General features: G+C 34.5%; 21 protein-coding genes. 9 read left to right on the top strand and 12 right to left on the bottom strand.

Features of this window, described 5'->3' with window-relative positions; genetic code table 11:
* Window position 1: 1 nt before the first annotated feature.
* The 11 genes from M947_RS13390 to M947_RS13440 all read right to left on the bottom strand — a co-directional run bounded on the left by M947_RS13390 (window position 2) and on the right by M947_RS13440 (window position 12,235).
* Window positions 2-292, bottom strand: a complete 291-nt coding sequence (locus tag M947_RS13390) for a HypC/HybG/HupF family hydrogenase formation chaperone (RefSeq protein WP_021286538.1) — start codon at window positions 290-292, stop codon at window positions 2-4.
* A complete protein-coding gene (gene hypB, locus M947_RS13395; RefSeq protein ID WP_021286539.1) occupies window positions 292-1,074 on the bottom strand; it encodes a hydrogenase nickel incorporation protein HypB in 783 nt (260 codons plus the stop codon). Before hypB ends, M947_RS13390 begins: the two co-directional genes overlap by 1 nt.
* Before the next feature lie 207 nt (window positions 1,075-1,281).
* Window positions 1,282-3,507 (bottom strand): carbamoyltransferase HypF, encoded by a 2,226-nt coding sequence (gene hypF, locus M947_RS13400; RefSeq protein ID WP_021286540.1) that lies wholly within the window; start codon window positions 3,505-3,507, stop codon window positions 1,282-1,284.
* Entirely contained in the window at window positions 3,504-5,174 is a 1,671-nt protein-coding gene (locus M947_RS13405; RefSeq protein ID WP_021286541.1) for a hypothetical protein, read from the bottom strand. The genes hypF and M947_RS13405 overlap by 4 nt, the downstream gene beginning before the upstream one ends.
* A complete protein-coding gene (locus tag M947_RS13410; protein ID WP_021286542.1) occupies window positions 5,171-5,716 on the bottom strand; it encodes a HyaD/HybD family hydrogenase maturation endopeptidase in 546 nt (181 codons plus the stop codon). The genes M947_RS13405 and M947_RS13410 overlap by 4 nt, the downstream gene beginning before the upstream one ends.
* 16 nt (window positions 5,717-5,732) lie before the next feature.
* Complete coding sequence (gene cybH / locus M947_RS13415; RefSeq protein WP_021286543.1) at window positions 5,733-6,446, bottom strand: Ni/Fe-hydrogenase, b-type cytochrome subunit; 714 nt, start codon at window positions 6,444-6,446, stop codon at window positions 5,733-5,735.
* Between the two features lie 10 nt (window positions 6,447-6,456).
* Window positions 6,457-8,190 carry a nickel-dependent hydrogenase large subunit gene (locus M947_RS13420; RefSeq protein WP_021286544.1) on the bottom strand — a complete coding sequence of 578 codons (1,734 nt, stop codon included), beginning with the start codon at window positions 8,188-8,190 and terminating at the stop codon, window positions 6,457-6,459.
* Between the two features lie 12 nt (window positions 8,191-8,202).
* Entirely contained in the window at window positions 8,203-9,354 is a 1,152-nt protein-coding gene (locus tag M947_RS13425) for a hydrogenase small subunit (RefSeq protein ID WP_021286545.1), read from the bottom strand.
* Between the two features lie 153 nt (window positions 9,355-9,507).
* The gene (locus M947_RS13430) at window positions 9,508-10,767 is read right to left on the bottom strand and encodes a nickel-dependent hydrogenase large subunit (protein WP_021286546.1); all 1,260 of its coding nucleotides are present in this window, start codon (window positions 10,765-10,767) and stop codon (window positions 9,508-9,510) included.
* Window positions 10,760-11,641 (bottom strand): NADH-quinone oxidoreductase subunit B family protein, encoded by an 882-nt coding sequence (locus tag M947_RS13435; protein ID WP_021286547.1) that lies wholly within the window; start codon window positions 11,639-11,641, stop codon window positions 10,760-10,762. The genes M947_RS13430 and M947_RS13435 overlap by 8 nt, the downstream gene beginning before the upstream one ends.
* Before the next feature lie 3 nt (window positions 11,642-11,644).
* A complete protein-coding gene (locus M947_RS13440; RefSeq protein WP_021286548.1) occupies window positions 11,645-12,235 on the bottom strand; it encodes a TetR/AcrR family transcriptional regulator in 591 nt (196 codons plus the stop codon).
* A 273-nt stretch (window positions 12,236-12,508) separates the two neighbouring features.
* Between M947_RS13440 and M947_RS13445 the strand changes: the two genes are divergently transcribed.
* The 7 genes from M947_RS13445 to M947_RS13475 are packed head-to-tail and all read left to right on the top strand — an operon-like array spanning window position 12,509 to window position 18,881.
* The gene (locus M947_RS13445) at window positions 12,509-13,765 is read left to right on the top strand and encodes a TolC family protein (protein ID WP_021286549.1); all 1,257 of its coding nucleotides are present in this window, start codon (window positions 12,509-12,511) and stop codon (window positions 13,763-13,765) included.
* Window positions 13,762-14,907 carry an efflux RND transporter periplasmic adaptor subunit gene (locus M947_RS13450; RefSeq protein ID WP_021286550.1) on the top strand — a complete coding sequence of 382 codons (1,146 nt, stop codon included), beginning with the start codon at window positions 13,762-13,764 and terminating at the stop codon, window positions 14,905-14,907. Before M947_RS13445 ends, M947_RS13450 begins: the two co-directional genes overlap by 4 nt.
* Entirely contained in the window at window positions 14,904-16,049 is a 1,146-nt protein-coding gene (locus M947_RS13455) for an ABC transporter permease (protein ID WP_021286551.1), read from the top strand. Before M947_RS13450 ends, M947_RS13455 begins: the two co-directional genes overlap by 4 nt.
* A gap of 1 nt (window position 16,050) precedes the next feature.
* Window positions 16,051-16,740 (top strand): ABC transporter ATP-binding protein, encoded by a 690-nt coding sequence (locus tag M947_RS13460; protein WP_021286552.1) that lies wholly within the window; start codon window positions 16,051-16,053, stop codon window positions 16,738-16,740.
* A 20-nt stretch (window positions 16,741-16,760) separates the two neighbouring features.
* The gene (locus tag M947_RS13465; protein ID WP_021286553.1) at window positions 16,761-17,417 is read left to right on the top strand and encodes a response regulator transcription factor; all 657 of its coding nucleotides are present in this window, start codon (window positions 16,761-16,763) and stop codon (window positions 17,415-17,417) included.
* Complete coding sequence (locus tag M947_RS13470) at window positions 17,410-18,561, top strand: sensor histidine kinase (RefSeq protein ID WP_021286554.1); 1,152 nt, start codon at window positions 17,410-17,412, stop codon at window positions 18,559-18,561. Before M947_RS13465 ends, M947_RS13470 begins: the two co-directional genes overlap by 8 nt.
* Window positions 18,555-18,881 carry a hypothetical protein gene (locus tag M947_RS13475; RefSeq protein ID WP_021286555.1) on the top strand — a complete coding sequence of 109 codons (327 nt, stop codon included), beginning with the start codon at window positions 18,555-18,557 and terminating at the stop codon, window positions 18,879-18,881. The genes M947_RS13470 and M947_RS13475 overlap by 7 nt, the downstream gene beginning before the upstream one ends.
* On the opposite strand, the gene M947_RS13480 is transcribed toward M947_RS13475, so the two are convergent.
* Window positions 18,878-20,245, bottom strand: a complete 1,368-nt coding sequence (locus tag M947_RS13480) for a dihydrolipoyl dehydrogenase family protein (protein ID WP_021286556.1) — start codon at window positions 20,243-20,245, stop codon at window positions 18,878-18,880. The two genes, M947_RS13475 and M947_RS13480, sit on opposite strands and share 4 nt — an antisense overlap.
* An 85-nt stretch (window positions 20,246-20,330) precedes the next feature.
* Here M947_RS13480 and M947_RS13485 point away from each other — a divergent pair, with 85 nt between their 5' ends.
* Both M947_RS13485 and M947_RS13490 read left to right on the top strand, forming a co-directional pair.
* The gene (locus M947_RS13485; protein ID WP_021286557.1) at window positions 20,331-21,383 is read left to right on the top strand and encodes an AI-2E family transporter; all 1,053 of its coding nucleotides are present in this window, start codon (window positions 20,331-20,333) and stop codon (window positions 21,381-21,383) included.
* Window positions 21,384-21,707: 324 nt separating this feature from the next.
* The gene (locus M947_RS13490) at window positions 21,708-22,622 is read left to right on the top strand and encodes a sodium:solute symporter family protein (protein ID WP_245541241.1); all 915 of its coding nucleotides are present in this window, start codon (window positions 21,708-21,710) and stop codon (window positions 22,620-22,622) included.
* Window positions 22,623-22,624 lie beyond the last annotated feature (2 nt).

The following is a 22,624-nucleotide window of genomic DNA, read 5'->3' on the forward strand; positions in this document are numbered from 1 at the left end:
CTCACTCTCCTCTATTTGGACACTCATCCGCCTCTAAAATCGCCATCTGCCGATCCTCTTCGTTCATCGCATCTATGATTTCTTTGTAAATTTCCAAACTATCTAGCGCCTCGGCTTCATCGATTTTGTTCATCACAAACCCAATATGCAAAAGTACATAGTCACCTATTTTAATATCCTCTTGGCTCATAAGCGACAAAGAAGCCTCTCTTTGTACGCCCATAGTATCAACTGTTGCTACTTCATTTTCTTTATCTATCTTAACAACTTTACTTGGAATAGAGAGGCACATTATCTCATCCCCATTTTAAACTTAATCCAAGAAGCCACTTTTTTGATACTCTCTTCATCTTTTATGCTAACCTCAAGTATGTCTACACTTGGTTTTAATGCTCTTGCCATCTCTTTTTCTTTTTGCATATCGTACTCAAAATACGGAAGTAGATCTGTTTTAGTAAAAAGTATCAAGTCTGCTTGACGAAACATCACTGGATATTTTGCAATTTTATCTTCACCCTCTGGGATGCTCACAAGAACTACATTTAAATGACTCCCAACATCATAACTAGCAGGACAAACAAGGTTCCCAACATTTTCTATAAAACAGACATCTACACTATCTAAGTCCATATGATGCAGAGCTTTGTGAACCATAAATGCATCTAGATGACAAGCTGAACCAGTTTGAATCTGATGGGCTTCTATCCCTTTTGCTTTTAATCTATCTGCATCTCTACTTGTCTCTAAGTCTCCCTCAATTACAGCAAATTTAAACTCGCCTACATCCACCAAAGCCTCAAGTAGAGCCGTTTTTCCACTTCCTGGAGAACTCATCAAGTTTATACAAAGAACACCATGAGAGTTAAAATGCTCTCTATTATGTCCTGCTTCTTGATCATTTTTATCTAAAATTTTTGTAATTACAGAGATAGTTTTAGGGTCGTTTAACTGGGGATTATCATATAGATGAGCATGAGCGCTCTGATGTTCATGAGAACCCTCGTGATGGTGGTCTCCACTATGGTCATGAGAGTGACTATGTTCTACAATTGAGCAACCGCAATCTTTACACATTTTTAAATCCTTAATTTTTTTTCTTGATATGAATGAACAAATTTATTGTTATGAATAGGTATTCATATTATATGTTTTTAAAATAAATCTAATATAAATTGAGTCTTCTAAACAATTTTTAAGCTAGATCCTGAACAAAGTTCAGGACGACGCGTGTCACGTCATTTAATGCTTAAACGTAATCGAGTTTATACAGAGGGTCCAATTTTATATTTTCTTATTATACGATAAAACATAATAAGCCTGCCCTAAGGCGATGCCACCATCATTGATGGCGGTTTTTTGCTGAGAGTAATACTTCATTTTCTCTCGCTTTAACGCTTGACTCACAAGCTCTAAGAGTGTTTTGTTTTGAAACACACCGCCACTTAAAATCACCTCTAGTTTTTCTATCTTTGAAATATCTGTGATGATTTTTACTAGTGTATTTATAAGCATAGAATTGAGCTCATCTTTATCCATTTTACCCTTTAAAATATACTCAACTATTTTTATATCAATCACATTGTTAGCTATAGTATAGTCGAAGCATTTTGCTATATTTTTATCATAATGACTCTCACACAAAAGTCCACTCTCACCCTCATAACTCACACTTTGCGTAAGTCCTGAAAATGAGGCTATAGCATCAAAGAGTCTTGCTACAGAGCTTGTTTTTGGTGCATTGAGATTTTTTATATAACTCTGATGGAGCATCTTTATCTCAGATGCTACAAAAGATTTAACAACATCAAACTCTAGCTCTAAAACCTCTTCTAAGCTTAGCTCGTCAAAAAGCATACTAAGAGCAACTCTTCTTGGTTCTTTTATCGCTTTATCTGCACCTAAAAGCTTAATCCCTTTAAAGCTATATTTGCGAGCATCTCCTACAAAAATCTCTCCACCCCAAAGAGTTCCATCATCACCGTAACCAGTCCCATCAAAACTAAATCCAAGATAATCCCCACTAAGTCCAAATTCCGCCTTACACGCATAGATGTGGGCTAAATGGTGTCCAACTTCTAAAAGCTCACAGTTTTGTTTTTTTGCCCACTTTGTTGTCTCATAATTTGGGTGTTTATCATGAACTATAATATCAGGCTCAAAATCGTAAAACCTTTTAAAACTCTCTAGCGTTCGCTCAAAAAAACCAAATGCCTCCATAGAGTCCAAGTCCCCGATATGAGGAGATAAGATGATATTATCCCCAATTACAAAAGCTACAGAGTTTTTTGCATTTGCACCAACTGCTAAGATTTTTTTCTCACTCTTAAATGGAAGTTTTATAACCTTAGGTGCGAAGCCTCTTGAGAGCCTTAAAGTCTGCATCTTTGCAGCAACTACTTGGACTAAACTATCATCAACTCCGCTAATTATCTCTCTATCAAAATCGAGTGTAAAATCAACAAAAGGAAGCTTTTTAAAGATATCTTTAGCGCTTATAATGATAGGCTCATCTCCAAGATTTGCACTTGTTGCCACTATGGGGTTTTTAAGATGCATAAAAAGAAGATGATGAAGTGCAGTATAAGGCAAAAAACAGCCGATTCTATCTATCTTTGGAGCTACAAGAGATGAAATATTATTGCTGTTTATAAGCTTTTTCAGTATTACAATCGGGGCTTCTTTAGATGCTAAAAGCTCTTCTTCTTTCTCGCTTACTTTGGCTAGTGACTCTATCTGCTGTAAGTCTCTGCACATAATTGCAAAGGGTTTTGCAGGTCTGTTTTTAAACTCTCTCAATTTTTTAATTACTTCATCATTTGTAGCATCACAAACTATATGAAATCCGCCTATGCCTTTTATGGCTACAATCTCTGCGCTCTCTATTAGAGATGCGACTTTTTTGATTATATCTTTTTCATCTACTCTTGTCTCGCCCCTAAAAAGAGACAAAATAGGTCCACACTCATTACATGAGATTGGCTGTGCGTGGTACCTTCTCATCTTAGGATTTTTGTACTCATCTTCACATGAGCTGCACATCTCAAACTTCTGCATTGAGGTGTTTTTTCTATCATAAGGGACTGTTTTTATGATGCTATATCTTGGACCGCAGTTTGTGCAGTTAGTGCCAAAGTAGTTGTGAAATTTTTTACTCCTTTTTATATCTGCTAAACACTTATGACATATAGCAACATCTGTGGGAATAAGCGCTGTTTTTGAACCACTAAGCCCTTTATCACTTTGTATAATTTTGAACTTATCTTCTTGAACTAACTTTATCTCTGTTATTTGTACATCATCAATTCTTGCAAGTGGCGGAAGCTTAGAGTAGAGTGAATCTTCAAAGAGTTTTATATCTTCATCCCTGCCTTGCATTTCAAGTTTGACTCCACTTGTGTCATTTTTGACAAAGCCCACAAGGGAAAATTCTAGTGCTTTTTTATATACAAAAGGGCGAAATCCAACGCCTTGAACCTGTCCTTTTATACTATAACTGACTCTTCTCAAAGTAGCTCATTTGCACCATATAAAATATTTCTACCATCTATTGGCAACTCTTTGTTGAAGTAGAGATTGTGATTTACTGAGACCTCTTTACTAAGTTTGCTAAAGAGATGTCTATTTTCTAAAAGCATTCCAGTAGCAACTACTGCATCTGTTTTCATCTCCTCTTTTATATCATCAAATTGTGAGGAGATAAACTCAACAAAACTCTCAACTACCCCATAACAAAGTGTAAGTCTATCTACATCTGCTAGTTTAAAACTCATAGCAGTTCTTATGGTCATAAGTGGTTCTAAGTAAACTTTAGAATTTTGTCTTTTTAGTTTATAGTCTATTCTTGGGCCTTTTGTACCTAAAAAAAGAGCTGCATTTTGCTCTATTATTTCAGCTGATTTCATTAAATCTTTATCTTTTGAATATCCTAGCACTATAGAGACAATCCCCCAAAGTTTATAAACATTAAACTCCTCTTCATCAAACTCTATCTTAGATATCTCTTCGTAATGCTCAGGAAATTTATTTTTAAAGTTCTCTACTAGTTTTGCTCCAGCTTCATCAAAAGCTACTATAGAGTCAAACACCTCTTTAATCGAGCCAAAGTTAAATTTAAATGAGAGATACTCAATAACTCCAAACTTTTTAGAATAGACCATAATATTATTATGATAATCTTTGGAGATATTAACCCCAGCAACAGTTCCATCAAGCAAAGAGTGCTCTTTTACAACTGAGAAAAAAGCGCCAACATGCTTGATAAGGTCATCTTTATGGCTTAGATTTTCATATGGCAGACCTTTTTGCCCCTTTACAATTGCGATATGGTTATCACCTACAACAATCTCTATAGGTTCTAGCTCTTTTTCGCGCATTATCAAATCAAACTTCACATCAAAAGCAATACTCTCTTTTGTTATAAAAATCATACTGATGCCAAGCTTGTTTAGTTCACCAAGGAGTAGATGCAAAACAAAATCATCAGGGAGTTTAAAACGAATAAGCTCTTTATCTACTTCCTCAAAATCCATCTTAAACTTCATGTTTGTTTTTAATCTTATAAGAGGTTTCTCTATAGCTCCTAGAGCTACTACTTCACTATTGCTAGCGTTTGTATAGTTTAAAACTGATACTAAATCATAACAAACAATATCAAAATCAGTATTGCTACATTTGTTTCCTACTTTACCAACATAATATCTACCATTAAATGTATCTAGGCTAGCCACCTGTCCGTCACTTATAGCTTTAGCAAGGGTTGCAAAGTCATCTTTATAACTTCTCATCTTACCCGAAACTCCGTATCCACAAACTTCACACTCATGAAATATATTGTAGTAGTTTTTATCTGCTTCGTCCATAACTTTAGTTAAACACTTTGGACAAAACGCCATATCTAGCTTTGGTGTTTTTTGCAAAATGAAACTACTCTCTGGCATCTCATCAACAACTCTTACATCAGTCTCATGTAGAAAAATAGAGTGAGGCAACTCTGTTGAGAGTCTATTTGCAAAACTCTCTAGCTCATCGATATCTTCTGATTTTACATATAAAAAGAGTTTATCGCCATCTCTTATGATTTTTGATTCTAGTAAAAACTCTTTTAGAGTTCTTGTGATTATCTTCTCATAAATTAGAGATGATGAGAGATAGTTAAATGAAAATTCCAATATCATAAAGCGCCTTTTAAATATGTATATTTAGAGACCTCTTCTAAAGTTATGCTTTTTTTTACCACAACTTTGATTCCAAAATCTTCTATATATTTTATAATAACTCTCTGCATTATATTAGCAGCTTTTAAAACTTCATCAGTCATTGTAAAAGTACTGTTTTCACCTATGACAAAGGGAATTACTCCTACTATTTTTGTAGATGGCAAATCTCCTAGCATCTCAATCATCTGGAGAGTTTGTAGCATCTCTACCTCATGAGCACTTCCATTCCATGTGATAAACTCAGGGACATCGCTAAAATCAAAGCTATAAACATCTCCAACTTTTCCATCAACTACTTTTACACAGTCTATAAGTAAAACACTCTCATACTCTGTAATAATAGGAATCAATCTTTGTGCTAAAGTACCACCATCTAGGATATCTACGGTATGCTCATCAGATATAAACTCATATTTTTCATCTAGTAGATTTGCAAGATGAGGACCAATCCCCTCATCTCCAAACAGAATATTTCCAATACCAAGAATTAAAATTTTCAAAAGCTATTCCTCTGTATTAGTGTTTTCTTTTCCATCTATATCCGCTAAATATAGAGTCAACTGTTCCCTCTTTGCCATAGACAGCGTTAAAGACTACCATATAAACATGCCCAACTACAAAGATAATAACTCCCCACATAAGTATATGATGAAGCTCTCTAACCGCCGCTAATCCACCAATCATAGCTTCGATAACTCTCATTGAGTCATAGAGTATTGCACCTATTCCACCATGAAAGCTGTGAACATAGAGGATAAGTCCTGTTAGAATTAGACCACTTATTGCAACATAAAAGACTACATAAGCCATTAGCTGTATAACATTATAGGCTCCACTTAGCTTTGGATGTTTTGTTAAGAGGAGATAATATCCTACCTGATTAAGCCAATTTTTAAGACTAAAAAGATCTTTAAAAGAATTTATCTCAACCTTATCTTTAACAGAAAAAAAGAAGTAGTATGTTTTTCCTATAAACATAGATATCATAATAAATCCAAAAATTTCATGTATACCTCTTAAATCTGCATTTAAAAAATTTGTCGGCTGGGCATTTACAGCTGGCACTATAAAAGGAACAGAGATATAAAATCCTGTTACGGTTAGTATGATTATACTTAACACTCTAATCCAGTGATGCCATCTATAAAAAGAAGTAAATTCAAGCTCACGTTGGATTTTTTCATCACTGTTTTTTAAAGAGCTTTGCTCTAATGTAGTAACACCTTGCATAATAGCCCCCTTAAACCGTACATCCGCCATAAAGCGGATCAACTTTATACTCACTTAGCACTTTGCCTTTAGTATCCATTACATGAACAGCACATGCTATACATGGATCATATGAGTGGATGATTCTAATTATCTCTATTGGTTGTGTCAAATCTTCTATCTTTAGACCGATTAAGTCAGCTTCATATGGTCCTTTTGAACCTTTAGCGTCCATAGGCCCAGCATTCCAAGTAGATGGAACAACTGTTTGATAGTTCTCAACAACTCCGTTTTTAATTCTAATCCAGTGACTAAGCATTCCACGAGGCACATCACCTAGACCTCTTCCTTTATACTCTTTGTTTTTATCAATCGTATAAGTTGCACAAGTCTCTTGATCAACTTTTAGGTTTTCTATAAGATTATTAAAAGCAACCAATGCGTTATCAGCTATAAGTTTAGTTTGTAGCATTCGCCCAGCTGTTCTTCCTAGAGTTGAAAACAGAGCACTAGCAGGTAGTCCTGTCTGCTCTAAAAATCCATTTACAACACTCTCTACTCTTTTGTTACCTTTTGCATAAGCAACTAAGATACAAGCAAGAGGTCCAACTTCCATAGGTTCGCCATCATATCTAGGTGATTTTATCCAGCTATATTTCTCTTTTTCATTAATATTTTTTGAAGCTACCATCTTACCATCAGGTCCAACGCTTTGCCCATCTACAAAACCTGTATATTTAGGATTGTTTGTCCCATCATAAGGATGCTGTGGTTCTTCATCTTTGTACCAAGCATGCGTAGCTTCTTCTGTTATTTTATCTTCATCGATTTCAAAGACTTTACTCAAATCTCCGTTTTTAATGATGCCACTCTCAAAAAGATACTCATTCCTTCCTACCATAAACTCTCTATGAGCTAAAAAGTTTTTAACACCCATAGGTTTCATAACTGATGGCTCTGTTTTATACATCTGGGCTGCCATTACAATATCTGCGTAATAAGCATTATTTATAAATTCAGCAACATCTTGAAACTTAACAAGATACTCTCCCATTCTAGCTGGATTTAAAAGATCCATAACACAGGTAACACCACCAACTGCTAAACTTTGAGGATGTGGTTGTTTACCTCCAAATATCGCCATCATTTGTGCTACAGTTCTTTGAACCTCAAGCGCTTTTAAATAGTGAGAGAGTGCTATAAGGTTTTGCTCAGGAGAGAGTCTAAAGGTTTTATGACCCCAATATGCATTAGCAAAAGGCCCAAGTCCTTGAGGATTTTTAGCAAATTTTGCTATTTTTTCTTTCACCTTTTTCAGCTCATTCTCACCTGTTCCTATAGGATTTGGTGTATATTTAAATGCTAACTTACTAGCTTTTGCCTCATCAGCCGATAGTGCGGAGACTATATCTACCCAATCAACACCATGGAGATGATAAAAGTGAACAACGTGGTCATGCATAAATAGAGCAGCAAGCATAAGTGTTCTTACAAGTTCTGCATTATATGGTATTTTAATATCCAATGCGTCCTCCACTGCAACAGTACTTATTAGATAGTGTGAGTAGGTACAAACACCACAGATTCTCTGCATCATTAGTGGTATATTTCTGGGGTCTCTTCCTTTGGCTATAACCTCTAAACCTCTCCATAGAGTTGACGATACAAAAGCATCTTGAACAACCCCATCATCTCCTACTATTACTTCAGCTCTTAAATGTCCCTCTATTCTTGTTATCGGGTCTACTATTACTCTTTTTGACATATCTATACTCCTCTATTCTTTAGGTTTTTTAACTAATGATATGGCGGCATGCGCCGCTATTCCAATTGCAGTTACAGTTAAAATTCCAACACCTATCTTATCCGCTGTTGCATCAGCACCGAGTCCTCCAAAGGTTGTATGATAGAGTCTATCACCTAGTGGTTCATGAACTATTCCCATTTTATCCCAAAAATCAGGTTCACTGCATCCCATACAGCCATGTCCTGCTTGAATTGGCCAAGATGTACCTTGATTAAATTTTTGTTTTGAGCAGTTGTTAAAGGTATAAGGTCCTTTACATCCTACTTTATAAAGACAAAAACCATTTTTTGCGCCCTCATCACCAAACTCTTCTACAAACTCACCTGCATCAAATCTACCTCTCCTCTCACAAGCATCATGGATTCTAAGTCCATAAGCCCATTTTGGTCTGTTGTAAACATCAAGTGCTGGAAGAGTTCCATATAAAATAAAGTGAAATAGCGTTCCTACAATATTGCTCTCACTAGGAGGACAACCTGGAACATTTATAACTGGTCTGTTTGTTACATTACTAAGTGCTGTTGCATTTGTAGGATTTGGAGCTGCAGCTTGGACGCCACCAAAGGATGAACATGTACCAATAGCAAAAATCGCAGCAGCATTTTGAGATGCATCTTTTGCACTCTGCTCTCCTGTTTTACCATGAGCACCGATTGTTAAAAAGTAATCACTCTGCCCATGGGGGATACCACCTTCGACCATTAAGATATATCTACCCTTATATTTTTCAATAGCATGTTCGAGATTTTCCTCAGCCTGCCAACCAGCTGCTGCCATAAGTGTCTCATGATACTCAAGTGAAATATAATCAAATATCAGACTATCTATACTCGGTGTAGCAGTTCTAAGCAAAGATTCACTACATCCTGTACACTCTGCCATATGTAACCAAACTAAGGGAAGCCTATCAGCTAACTCTGCTGCCTTTGCAACAAGAGGAGTAAAACTAGCAGGCAACATCAGCATTGATGTCATGGCTCCTGCCCAAGTCATAAACTCTCTTCTTGAAAAACCTTTCTCTTCAACCAATTTTGAGATTGAAACTTCCTCATCTAGTTTTGGTAGATTTGACAACTCTTCTAATCTAGAAGACAACTTGTTAAACAAACTATTACTCTCCATAACATGCTCCCCATAATTTAATATTATCCTAAGAATGAATACTCATTCAGTAATAGTATACAAAAAAAACTTAATCTAAAATTAAAAAGATGTATATAACTATTATTTATATAATAAAGTCAAATTTAGTGTAGATTGTATAATTTTAAATTATTAATGTGTAGTGCAGACCGAACAAACGTCAAATGATTTAAAAACAAGTTCTGCAGTTTTTATATCACTTAGTCCAACCATTGCTTTTTGCGAAACTCCTGGTTTTTCTCTTGTTCCACCACTTAAATTCCACTGTGTTGGAGTAATAATCTCATAATTTTTTATAATACCCTCTTCCAACTCAACTTTATGAATCAGAGTTCCGCGTGCTGCCTCAACAGCAGAGTAACCACTGGAGGTAAGTTTTGAGATGTCAAACTCTGGCTCAATATATGAAGGCTCATCCAAATCTATCTTATCTATCAGTTTTTTTGAATGATTTAAAAGCTCTAATATCTCAAAAACTCTTGCTAAGATTCTACTAAAGAGACTATCACCATACTTTTTATGAGCATCTACTACAAGAGTTGTTTTATTTACCATAGCACGGGCAAGTGGTCCTACTTCATAGTACTTGTCTTTATAGCTTACATTTTTAGCAAATGATGATGGCACTTCAGACTCTTTTACATCTTTTAGTGAAATACTGTGACTTACTCTTGCCTTTAGCGACTTGCCTTTTTTAAAAAAACTATTTTCCCCAAAAGCTATAAACCTATCATAACTCTTTGCATGATTTAGCATATCTCTTTTTTTTATCTCTATTAATATTTCTGGTAAATCTCCAGAAAAATCTAAAAGTGCATCTGCATCTTTACATGCTAAGAGTGTTTTACTATCTACTTTTACCAAGTTATCCTCTACAAACTTAAGTGTTTGAGTTATATAACTCTCTATTTTTATAATGTCCATTTGAGTGATTTCACAAACTACTCCACCAACAACTGCATAAGAAGTATGAGGATATTGTCCACCTAAAGCTGCTATAGCTTTGCCCATAAGTTGCGTCGGATATGTTGCTTTTAATATCTGTTGTTTATGCCCAAAAAAAGGCAACATTGTTAGATAAAACCACTTAAAATGGTTTTGAATAAGCTCAAAATTAAGAGTTAGCTCTCTTATGGCTTTTGCTTTATTTGAGAGCTGTAGATTGTTATAGCAACTCTCTAGTGCCTCAACTGTAGCTATAAGATGTGCATGACCACAGATGCCACAGACCCTTGGATTTATCACAAGTGCGTCAAAAGCTCTTTTGTCTCTTAAGATATTTTCAATATTTCTTGTTGACATAAACTCAACATCCACAAAATCAATCTTGTCATCTTTAAAATTAAAGTTGAGCTTTGCTTCGCCCTCTATTTTTTCTATCAATTTAATCATCAAACAACTTCTTCTCTAATCTGTCAATTTTAAACGCTTTTGTGATTCCAGCAAGAGTAAGATAAGCTCTTTTGCTAACACCAACAGGCAGGTTCTCAGGAATGGACATATTTTTTTTCGTACTAAAGAGGTTTTGCCTTGGAAAGCTAGGTTCAGTACAACCCATACAAGGAAGCCCTGCTCTAGTTTTTGAATTTACCTCATTCCAAAGTATCTTATTGCAACTCCCATGTGTAAAAGGCGCTTGACAGCCATGCTCATAATACATACATCCCTCAAGCTCTCCAAATTTGTGATTATCTACTTTATACTCAAAATATTCGTTTCTTGTACAACCATTATGAACAGTATAAGCATAAAATGCTTTTGGTCTTAAAAAGCCATCAAGCCTTAATGTAGTGCTCTTTTTAATAGCATAGAGAGTATTTACCAAAACTTCTGGATGAATAGGACAACCCGATATTGAAATCGTTTTATCTAACAAATATTTAAAGTTTTCTATCTGCTTTTCTTGGTCAAAATGTAGTCCTGAAGTGTTTTTATAACCACTCTCTCTAAAAATACCCCCAAAAGTTGCGCATGTACCAACGGTAACTATTTTTTGCACTATCTTAGAGTATTTTTCAATTATATCTACAATCGATACATCCGCTCTTTTAAACTCCCTTGATATCGCACCCTCTATAAGCAGGATATCACATGAAATAAGTTTTGAGACTATATCTTGTAGCAGATACTTAGAATCTATAACTGGATGATAAATAAATTCAAAGTCATCTAAGAATGTTTCCATATATGGATAGTTTAAAAATGAGTGAGTATTACCATTGCAAGAGATGGCACTAAGCCATAAAATTCTCATCTTTTTTTTCATAATCTACTCAGCGCTGAGGGCTTTGTATATATTAAATGTTATGTCCTCTACATAGTCATTTAAATCTTTTGGCAAAATATTTTCGCCTTTTAAAAAAACCATACCACCCAAATAACCCATAAAAAGTCCAAAAGCACTAAAGAAGTCTTGTTCTCTTAAATCTCCACACTTAACACCCTCTTCAAAGTAGATCATAATCTCTGTAACAAACTCATTTACACAGAGCATGCCCTCACAACTATCTTTAAAAACTTCACGATTAGATAGGTATATCCTTAAAAAATAGTCTATCATCTCAGGTTTTAGCGAGGCAGTTTTAAAATACATCTCTACTATTTTTCTTGTTTTTTCTTTAGTAGATATATCCTCTTCATTTATCTCTTTTAGTTTTTCTCCTAAATATATAGAGATGTACTTTATGATTTCACTCGCTAATATATCTTTAGATTTAAAATAGTTATACATGTTACCAACGCTCATCTTAAGAGATTTAGCAATATCAGGTATAGTAGTACTGTAAAATCCTCTTGAGGCAAATAACTCTAGTGCGCACTGTATTATCTGCTCTTTTTTTAACTTCTTTTTGTCTAACAAAACACTCTCCTGCTCAATTAACATAGCAAGATTATACTATAAATATTCTATGTTTTTAAATTACTGAAATCCTTTAGCTAGCTCTTTGGGTCCCTCTTTTTAGATGGAATGCATACATAAGTTAATCTATACTAAAATATCTAAATGCGAATATCAATATAGAGAGTTAAAGAACAAAGCAAGAGAAAAAAACTAAGTTCACAATAACTTCACAAGTACTTTGTAAGATACAAAATACAAATCTTGTGTTTTTAAAGAGAGGATTTTACTATAATGAAATTTTTGTTTTTACATATATGCCTTTTTGGCTTAATACTCCAAGCAAATATCTTAACACAGCAAGAGTGTATAGATAAAACGCTTAAAAATCATCCTGATATCAAAAAGCTATCTCTTAGCGTCAATAGAGCTGATGCTGCTGTCGGAATTGCAAAAGCTGATTATCTGCCTCAAATAGATGCAAATGCACAATATAATCCCATCAATACTTTTGTGATGCCACAAAGTGGACACTTCAACACTATAGAAGATGATAGCTGGCAAGCTGGTGTAGAACTCAATCAAAAAATCTATGATTTTTCTAAAACCACATCTAATATTAACGCTTCTAAAAAGGATAAAGAGATAGCATCTTTGTACTTAGGTGACCAAAAAGCCCTTCTGGCTTATAGTGTAAAGATTCAGTACAACATTGTACTTCTTCAAACAAAAGCACTTGAGGTAAGAAAAAAAGATCTCCAAACAAAAGAAGAGCTCTACAATCAAGCAAAAGCCTTTGTAAAAGAGGGTTTAAAAACTGAGGCCGATGCCCTAAGCCTTCTTAGTGCGATGTATATAGCAGAAGATAGTCTTGCCCAGACTGAGTCTGAACTTGACAAAGCTCTCTCAACTCTCTCTTTATATATGGGAGAAAAAATAGATTCGCACACCAAATTTGAAGATAGTAGTATATTAAATAATAGTACTATAGAAGACTCTGAAGTTCTTCTTGAGAGTATCCTAGCAAATAACTATGAAGCAAAGAGCAAAGAGCAACAGGTATATAGAGATGAGTTTTTGTATAAAGCTTCAAAAGCCGGGCACTATGGCTCCATAGATGCTATAGCATCATATACACATCAAGATACTCTAAACGAATATGACACCTCACAAGTAGGCATATCTATCAACATCCCTATCTATAGTGGTGGAAGAGTAAGTGCAGAAGTCCAGCAAAAACGCATAGCAAAAGATGAGTCAAAAGAGGCTTATAACTCTAAAAAATTACTTCTTGAAGATGAGATGCAACGGCTTATAATTGACTTAAAAAAGTTCAAACATACAGTAAAAGCCAAAGAGGCCCTGCTAGAGTCTTCACAAGCTACTAAAGATATTGTTGAGGCTAGATATAAAGAAGGACTCTCAACTTATATAGAAGTTCTTGATGCATCTTCAACTTATCTGTTTGCTAACTTAGGACTCTTAGAAGCCAAATTTAGTATAAATAACATTATCAACAGACTAGACTACTTACAAGGAATCATACAATGAAGACATGGATAAAATATAGTATAGGTGCATTAATTATTGCTCTAGGGGTTTTTGTTTTTTACAACAAGGTATATGTAGAAAAATCAACTTTTAGTACGATAAAGCCTGTTTATGGGGATCTGTTTGTAAGTATCAGAGGGATTGGAAATGTAGATGCAAAAAACATCTATACAATTACAGCACAGAGTGGTGGAAAGATACAAAACATCTATTATGATGAAGGAGAATGGATAAAAAAAGGGGATTTGCTCCTAAATATAGACCCTGTAGATCTGCCTATGCTCTTAGATGAACAAAGAGTAGCACTTAAAAAAGCTAGACATGAAGTTCGTACCACCAAGAGTAATCTTGAGAGCCTAGAAGCCCAAAGATCACTTCTATTAGTAACTTATAGTCGCTACAAAAAACTACTAGAAGATAGATATGCTACTCAAGCAGAGTTTGACAAGGCTGAGAGTGACTTACAAAACATGGATGCACAAATAGATGCGGCAAAAGCAAAGATTGCATCTGCTAAACTTGAGATTCAAAGATTAGGTAAAACAATAGAAGCCTCGCAAGAAAAGCTAAAAAGACTCAAAATTTACGCTCCCTCTGATGGATATATAATCTCAAAAGATGCAGAGTTAGCACAATATGTTCTACCATCAACTCCAATCTTTAAGATAGTTGATCCTAAAACACTCTGGGTTGTTGTAAACGTAGATGAGAGACTTGCCCATAGTGTAAAACTAGGTCAAGATGCGTCCATAGTGTTAAGATCTCAAAAAGATAAAAAACTTCAAGGAGTTGTTAAAAGAGTTGTAGCTATTAGTAATGCTGTAACACTTGAGAGAGAGATAGCAGTAGCGTTCAAAGTTACTCCAAGTAAGTTTTACATAAATGAACAAGCAGAAGTAAATATAAAAACCACAAAGCATGAAAATGTCTTAAAAATTCCCATCACTCTCATCCGCACAAAAGAGTCTAAAAAAGGTGTTTGGGTAGTAAAAGATGATAGAGCTTATTTTACACCTATAACTATTTTGGCACAAAATGATGATGAGGTTGCTGTATCTGATGGTATTAATAGGGATACAGAACTAATCATACATAAAAGTTCAAATAAACCACTTAGCGATGGTATGAAGATATTTAGATGATTAATTTAGCTGCAAGAGATATAAAACACACCCTTGGTAAGTTTATAGCAACTGCTATGGGTGTTGGTATGCTCCTTGGAATTGTTCTTATTATGATTGGTGTTTATCGCGGGATGATAGTTGAAGCTGAGATTTTACTAAATGATATAGATGCAGACTTATGGATAGTTCAAGAGAACACTTTAGGACCATTTGCTGAGTCTTCAAGAGTTCATGAAGACCTTAAAGATATCATCTATGTTATGAATGGCATAGAGAGAAGTGAAGCTATGACTTTTCAAAATATTCAACTCCCAAGTGCTAGTAAACCTGTTAGAGTTTTTGCTGTAGGTTTTGATATCCATGGAACATTTAATCCAATAAACCCAGATAGATTGATAGCTGGGCGTGAACTTAAAAATGACCACTATGAGATTGTTGTAACAGATACAACAGGCTTTAAGCTAGATGAGAGAATAAAACTTGGAAGAAATTTTTATAGGGTTGTTGGAATAACAACAAAAACAGTCTCAAACAATGGAGACCCTTTGGTTTATCTCAGTCTAAAAGATGCTCAAGAGTTGCAATTTTTATACTCAAACAAAGAGATACAAAACAATGTTGCAAGAGGGGTAGAAAATACTGAATCTAATATGGTCAACACTATCGTTGCTAAGGTAAAAGAGGGTTTTGAGATAGATGAAGTGGCCCAAGAGATTAGAAAGTGGCAACATAAGAGTGTTTATACAGCAAAGGGGCAAACTGATATTTTAATAAAAAACCTAATTGAGAAGTCAGCGGTACAGATAGGTCTTTTTACAGTTATTTTAATTGTTGTATCAACTATCATCATAGCACTCATTATCTACACCATGACGCTAGAGAAGATGAAAGAGATAGCCATCATGAAACTTATGGGACTACCAAACTCTCTTATCATAGAGATGATTGTTAAAGAGACTATACTCTTAGGTATTTTTGCTTTTATTTTTGGAAATATCTTTTCACATCTCATTTATGATAGCTTTCCAAAGTTAGTAGTCTTGCAAATCCCTGACGCATGGGCGTTGTTTGGAGTTATTTTAGTAGCTTCCATCTTAGCTTCTTTTGTTGGTGTAAATAAAGTTATAAGTGCTGATCCAGCAGCTGCTATTGGAGGATGATATGAGCAAACATAGTGCTATAAAGGTTAAAGACCTTGTAAAACACTTTGGCAAAGATGATAATCTAGTTAGAGTTATAGAGGGTGCTTCATTTGAGATACAAAAGGGAGAAGTTGTAGCTCTAATAGCTCCTAGTGGTGCTGGAAAAACTACCCTTTTGATGATGATTGGCTGTGTTACAGAGCCAACAAGTGGAGAAATTTGGCTCGGGGAAGATTTGGTTTATAAGAATAAGTGGATGGCTAAAGATACTCGTAAGATACGTAGAGAGAAGATTGGCTTTATCTTTCAATCTCACTATCTTATCCCTTTTTTAAATGTTTTAGAAAACATAACACTACTGCCTCAGGCAAACGATGTAAGTCAAAAAGATGCTCAGATAAAAGCCATGGAGCTACTTAAATATCTCGAAATTGATGACAAAGCGCACAATATGACATCACAACTCTCTGGCGGACAGAACCAAAGGGTTGCCATCGCAAGAGCACTAGCAAACAACCCAGAGATCATACTAGCAGATGAGCCAACAGCAGCGTTAGATGGTGAAAGAGCAGTTAGTGTAATTAAGATGCTTAAAAAGATAGCATCTGAACAAAATGTTGCCATCATCACCGTTACTCATGATGATAGAATTCTTCCCTATTGTGATAGAATAATGAAAATACAAGACAGAGCTATTGTTTTTGAGTAGTCAGTGGAGGTACTGCTTTTATGAAGATTTTATATCTTGAAGATGATATAAACCTATCTCAAACTTTAAAAGAATTTTTAAGCGATGAAGGTTTTGATGTTACTTGTGTTTATGATGGCGAAGATGCGCTACAAGAAGTCTATAGTTCAAACTTTGATATCTTACTCTTAGATGTCAATGTTCCTCATATCAATGGATTTGAACTTTTAAAAGAATTAAGAGAGACAAAGACAAATACCCCAGCTATCTTTATAACTTCCCTAAATGGTATAGATGATCTCTCAAGAGGATTTTTAAGTGGTGCTGATGACTATATTAAAAAACCATTTGAATTAAAAGAGCTACTTTTAAGGATCAATGCTCTTTTAAAAAGAGTGTATAAAACACAAGAGAGCATCATGCAAATAACGCAAAATATAGAGTTTAATATACACAGCGATGAGCTAAAAAAAGATGATAAAATAATTACTCTAAAACATAAAGAGTCTCTTCTTTTAAAACTTCTACTAAAACACAAAAATGAGTGCGTGAGCTTTGATGATATCTATCAAAATGTTTGGAGTTTTGATGAAGAACATAGCTATATGAGCTTAAGAACATACATAAAAGAGCTGCGTAAATATCTTGGCAAAGAGCGGATACTTAGCATAAAAAAACTTGGATATAAGCTTGTATAGAGGTGAGAAAAAAAGCATCATCTATGTGCTTGGACTCTATCTTAGTTCTACACTTTTACTCATTACCACTCTTTTTATAAGTTATTACTACTACGAACAAGAACAGTTTGCACATAGTGAAAAAGATCTTTTAAAAAAATATACTCTTCTTCTAACACAACAGCTCTCCGAGCTAAATGAAAAGAGCAGCGAGAGATATAGATATCCTAGATTTAATGAATTTGAGAGTGCCATCTATGATATAGATAAGAACCTCATCTTTAGCACAAGCAAAGATATAGATATAACAAAGTTTAAAGATGATTTTTTTACAAAGGAGTCCAACTCTTATTTTATTTCGTCACTTACACCCTACTATTTTGGCGCTGCTTACATTATTATAGAAAAAAAGTCTAAGCATCTTGACATTTTAGATAATCTTATATTTATTGCTATTGTTACGATTATAATAACCTTAGTTACCTCTGTTTTTCTTGTTAATCTTGTCCTAAGACCTATGAGAGAGAACATAAAACTTCTTGATAGCTTTATAAAAGATACTACACATGAGCTAAACACACCCATCACTGCAATACTTACAAATATAGAGACTATAGACTCTTCAAATTGTGATGAGAAAACATTAAGAAAACTAAAACGCATAAAAATAGCATCACAAAGTATCTCAAATATCTATGAAGACTTAGTCTATATACTCTTAAACCACAGAACATCTACTCAAAATATAGACCTTAATCTAAAAGAGATGCTGCACCAAAGAGTAGAATATTTCACAGAAATGGCACATACAAAAAAGATAGACTTTACCTTAGATATAGAAAAAGATGTCTACTTCAAAGCTGATAAAAAAAAGATACAGAGACTCATAGATAACCTCATATCAAATGCAATTAAATATAGCTACAAAGCCACAACTATAAAGATCATCTTAAAGTATTCTTCTCTTATCATCGAAGATGAAGGAAAAGGTATGAGTAAGCAAGAGGTTAAAAACATCTTTACAAGATATTTAAGATTTGACAAGTCTCAAGGTGGTTTTGGCATAGGATATAGCATCATAAAGTCTATAGCCGATGAATACAAGATAAAGATAGACATAGTCTCAAAGCAAAACCAAGGAACAAAGGTAGCTCTATCATGGTAAGACTCTTAAGTGTTTTTCTTCTTTTTTACATAACCCTAGGTGCTTCGGAGTTTGATAAAAACTGCTTTGACTGCCACGGTAAAGATTTTAAATTTCATATTATTATGAAAAAATACACACTTAAATATAGTAGTGAAAAAAGGATAAAAGAGGCTATGTTTGACTACCTAAGAGAGCCAAGTCCTGAAAAGTCTATTTTGCCTTTAGAATATATACAAAAGTTTGGTTTAAAAGAAAAAAGTCCCCTTGATGATAAGACTTTAAGAGAGATGATAGATATCTACTACGATAGATTTAATCTTCAATCTAAGCTTTTTTAACTATCACTCAATTTTCTTATATCTTTAACAGCATTAATAGCAGCTGGTAAGAGTGATTCACTAAGTGCCGGATGGATATATAACATCTCTTTTAGATGCCGTATATCATTATCTATATGCATAACAGTAAGAACTTGATGGATCATCGTTGAGCTTTGCGGTCCTATCATATGACAACCGAGTATCTCATAAGTTTTTTTATCTACAATAAATTTTGTAAAAGGATATTTTAGCTTCATTGACTCTGCTTTTGCACTCGTTAACCAATCTGTTTTTGACACTACTGCATCTAAATCTTTCTCTTTTGCTTCTTGCTCACTTATACCTACACTTGCAATCTCAGGATCTGTAAAAACAGAGTGTGGCATATATTTAAATTTCAATGGCTCTTTTTTATCTTCAAATAAGTATTTATAAAGATGATTTATCTCAAAAGATGCAGCATGTTGTAACATGTGCTCCCCTGCTGCATCTCCTGCAACATATACACCCTTAGCATCTGTTTGGAAAAACTCATCTCTTTTTATAAAGCCTCTCTTATCTAAGGCAATGTGAGTATTTTCTAAGTTTAAAGTTTTTGCATTTGATTCTCTTCCTATTGCATAAAGTAGAGCTTCTGAGGTATGTTTTTTAATTTTACCAGCCTTATCTTCTAGTATTATGTCAAAAAAAGAGTCATTATATATTGCATCTTTTATTGTTGTGTTAAATTCTATATCAATCTTTTTGGAAAACTCTTGCTTAAATACTTTGGATATATCCTCATCTTCATTTGAGAGAAGTCTCTCACTCCTTACTAAGAGTTTTGTTTTTACACCCAACGCATCAAACACATTTGCTAGCTCACAAGCAATAAAACCAGAACCTACGATTGTAATAGAGCTTGGGATTTTATTTAAAGGAAAGATATCATCACTACTCCAAGCCTCTTTAAAAGGTGGTTTTTTAGGTTTTGTTCCTGTTGCAATAACTATTTTTGGTGCTGTTAATTTTACACCATTAACTTCCACTATGCTATCTGAGACAAAAGAACCTATACCTCTAAAGAGTTCTACATTTTCATTTAACATAGCTTTATACTCTCCATCAACACTAGCAATATATTCGTTATTTTCTTTAAATATCTTTTTAATGTCAATATTATCAATACTGCTTCTTACATAGTGTCTTTGTGACTCTTTTATACTCCGCAAAACATCAGCATAGCCAACTAAAAGTTTTGAAGGAACACAGCCTCTATTTGCACAAGTACCTCCAAGCTTAGACTTTTCAATCAGAGCAACCCTTTTACCTAATCTACCAACTTTTGCAGCTAATCTAGAGGCTCTTCCACCCCCAATTATAATTAAATCATATATCTTCATAATTTTGCCTTTTATCACTAATAGTACCAAAATACTATATAATCTTTCTTTTAGAAAATGTTATAAAGATGTTTAAGGAGAGAGGATGGATACAAAAACGCCCAATAAATTTCAGCAAACGTTTATACTACTACTGCTACTTATAGTTCTTGTAGGCTTCATTGGAATGATTCAAAAATTTCTGATAGCTATTATACTCGCTGCTATCTTTTCAGGTTTGCTTTATCCTCTCTACCGTAAGACTCTTTACTATCTAAAAGACAGATCCGCTTTGGCGGCTACTTCCATACTTATCATATCCATTTTAGCTATCGGTTTTCCCTTAGCTGCTCTTACAAGTATGGTAACAAGTGAAGCAATACAAGTCAGCCAAAAGGCGCGTCCAATAGTAAAAGAAATCATGGATAACAACATCTCCATAAGTCAACAACTACCTGAGTGGCTACCATTACATGAAAAATTTAAATCCTTTGATGAAACCATTATTAAAAAAGCCTCCGAGGCAGCTAGCTCAATAGGAAGCTGGCTAGTTTCAAGTCTCTCTAGTGCAACTAAAGGAACAGTTAACTTTTTTATTAGCTTGTTTATTATGTTTTACGCAATGTTTTACTTTTTAATGTATGGGCGACAATTATTAGACTCACTTGCCTCTTTACTTCCCCTTTCAAAAAAAGATTATGATGAGCTGATGAGCCGTGGCTTGATGGTAACTAAAGCATCTCTAAAAGGTATTATGATTATAGGGGTTATTCAAGGTTTATTAGTTGGGTTAGCATTTTGGGCTACTGGGATTGGTGGACCAGCATTTTGGGGAAGCGTCGTTTTTATTCTTTCAGCCATTCCTGGAGTAGGGGCTCCTTTAGTCTGGTTGCCAGCAGCCGCATACCTTATATTTACAGGCAATATGGCATGGGGAATAGGTCTTATTTTGTGGGGAGTATTGGTAATAGGATTGGTTGACAATCTTCTGCGCCCATGGATAGTTGGAAATGACGCAAAATTACCAGATCTAGTCATACTTATATCAATTCTTGGAGGGATCACATCCTTTGGCCCCATAGGCATTATTTTAGGCCCCGTTATAGCAGCTATTTTAGATACAATTTTAAACATTTATAAAAAGAGCATCTGCACTTAATGCTATTGTTAAATCCTTTACTCGTTTATTCCCTACCCTACTCAATTTTATGTTCCTTTAAAAAAAATTAATAACTTTTTATAATAATTTAATATAAATTTATGCTTAACTTTGCAATAATTGTAGCAATTTTAAAATAACTATATATTAATTATAATAATTAGAATATTAATATATAAAATTCAAATAATTATAAAAAATATATAAACTATTGGGGGAATAGGTGCAGCATTTTCTAAACTTGAAAATGTATGGCAAATAACTGTAGTTGAACCTCTTGCATCCAAAAATATAGTAGAGTTTTCCCCAGGTTCGCCTGACTTTATGATGAAGCTATCTCTTTTATGGGGGTTTGAGGGTTGGAACTCCATGCCGCAGTTTTTAAGTAAGGGTTGGCTCTTTGTTATTACTACTATTACTATGGGTGTGGGCATTGGTGTTTTGGCTCAGCCACAGCTTATAGTTAGGTTTATGACAGTAAAGAGCAAGCAAGAGTTAAATCGTGCAGTTCTTATCGGCTCTATATTTATACTTGCAATGACAGGGATTATCTTTATAGTTGGAGCTTTGTCAAATGCTTGGTATTTTGAGTTCAATGAAGGCAAAAATGCACTTCAAAGTGCTGGTTCAGTTGGTAAAGTAATCCCACACTTTATAAATACTGCAATGCCAAAGTGGTTTGCTTTTATCTTTTTGTTTGCTCTTATCTCAGCTGCTATGAGTACCCTCTCCTCCCAATTTCACACTATGGGAACAGCAGTTGGGCGTGACTTTTTTGAGCAAATCACTACAAAAGACTATGATTCTGTAACGGTTACAAGACTAGGCGTCGTTATAATGATAATCTTCTCAGTCTCTTTAGCTTATGCTTTTGATGATGAGCCAGCCATCATAGCACGCTCAACTGCCATTTTCTTCGCTCTTTGTGCAAGTATCTTTTTGCCAAGTTTTATAGGTGGACTCTTCTTTAGAAGTATAACAAAAGCGGGAGCTATCTCTTCTATGCTAGTTGGTTTAGTAGTGTCAAGCTTTTGGCTACTTTTTGTTCACTTCAAAGAAGCAAAATCACTAGGTCTTGCAAAAGCCATCTTTGGCAAAGACTCACTTTTAAGTGGAGATATTATCTTTGTAGATGCACTCATAATCGCTCTACCACTCTCCATTATCACTGCGATAGTAGTCTCACTTATGACTAAAAAGATGAATAAAAAACATCTTGATAGATGTTTTAATGACTGAAT

The sequence above is a fragment of the Sulfurimonas hongkongensis genome (genome assembly GCF_000445475.1).
Lineage (GTDB): Bacteria > Campylobacterota > Campylobacteria > Campylobacterales > Sulfurimonadaceae > Sulfurimonas > Sulfurimonas hongkongensis.

What these genes read in the sequence shown, in the direction of transcription:
- M947_RS13390 (WP_021286538.1), bottom strand. Translation starts at nt 292, where the DNA reads ATGTGCCTCTCTATTCCAAGTAAAGTTGTTAAGATAGATAAAGAAAAT.
- hypB (WP_021286539.1), bottom strand. Translation starts at nt 1,074, where the DNA reads ATGTGTAAAGATTGCGGTTGCTCAATTGTAGAACATAGTCACTCTCAT.
- M947_RS13405 (WP_021286541.1), bottom strand. Translation starts at nt 5,174, where the DNA reads ATGATATTGGAATTTTCATTTAACTATCTCTCATCATCTCTAATTTAT.
- cybH (WP_021286543.1), bottom strand. Translation starts at nt 6,446, where the DNA reads ATGCAAGGTGTTACTACATTAGAGCAAAGCTCTTTAAAAAACAGTGAT.
- M947_RS13420 (WP_021286544.1), bottom strand. Translation starts at nt 8,190, where the DNA reads ATGTCAAAAAGAGTAATAGTAGACCCGATAACAAGAATAGAGGGACAT.
- M947_RS13425 (WP_021286545.1), bottom strand. Translation starts at nt 9,354, where the DNA reads ATGGAGAGTAATAGTTTGTTTAACAAGTTGTCTTCTAGATTAGAAGAG.
- M947_RS13430 (WP_021286546.1), bottom strand. Translation starts at nt 10,767, where the DNA reads ATGATTAAATTGATAGAAAAAATAGAGGGCGAAGCAAAGCTCAACTTT.
- M947_RS13435 (WP_021286547.1), bottom strand. Translation starts at nt 11,641, where the DNA reads ATGAAAAAAAAGATGAGAATTTTATGGCTTAGTGCCATCTCTTGCAAT.
- M947_RS13445 (WP_021286549.1), top strand. Translation starts at nt 12,509, where the DNA reads ATGAAATTTTTGTTTTTACATATATGCCTTTTTGGCTTAATACTCCAA.
- M947_RS13450 (WP_021286550.1), top strand. Translation starts at nt 13,762, where the DNA reads ATGAAGACATGGATAAAATATAGTATAGGTGCATTAATTATTGCTCTA.
- M947_RS13455 (WP_021286551.1), top strand. Translation starts at nt 14,904, where the DNA reads ATGATTAATTTAGCTGCAAGAGATATAAAACACACCCTTGGTAAGTTT.
- M947_RS13460 (WP_021286552.1), top strand. Translation starts at nt 16,051, where the DNA reads ATGAGCAAACATAGTGCTATAAAGGTTAAAGACCTTGTAAAACACTTT.
- M947_RS13465 (WP_021286553.1), top strand. Translation starts at nt 16,761, where the DNA reads ATGAAGATTTTATATCTTGAAGATGATATAAACCTATCTCAAACTTTA.
- M947_RS13475 (WP_021286555.1), top strand. Translation starts at nt 18,555, where the DNA reads ATGGTAAGACTCTTAAGTGTTTTTCTTCTTTTTTACATAACCCTAGGT.
- M947_RS13480 (WP_021286556.1), bottom strand. Translation starts at nt 20,245, where the DNA reads ATGAAGATATATGATTTAATTATAATTGGGGGTGGAAGAGCCTCTAGA.
- M947_RS13485 (WP_021286557.1), top strand. Translation starts at nt 20,331, where the DNA reads ATGGATACAAAAACGCCCAATAAATTTCAGCAAACGTTTATACTACTA.
- M947_RS13490 (WP_245541241.1), top strand. Translation starts at nt 21,708, where the DNA reads ATGATGAAGCTATCTCTTTTATGGGGGTTTGAGGGTTGGAACTCCATG.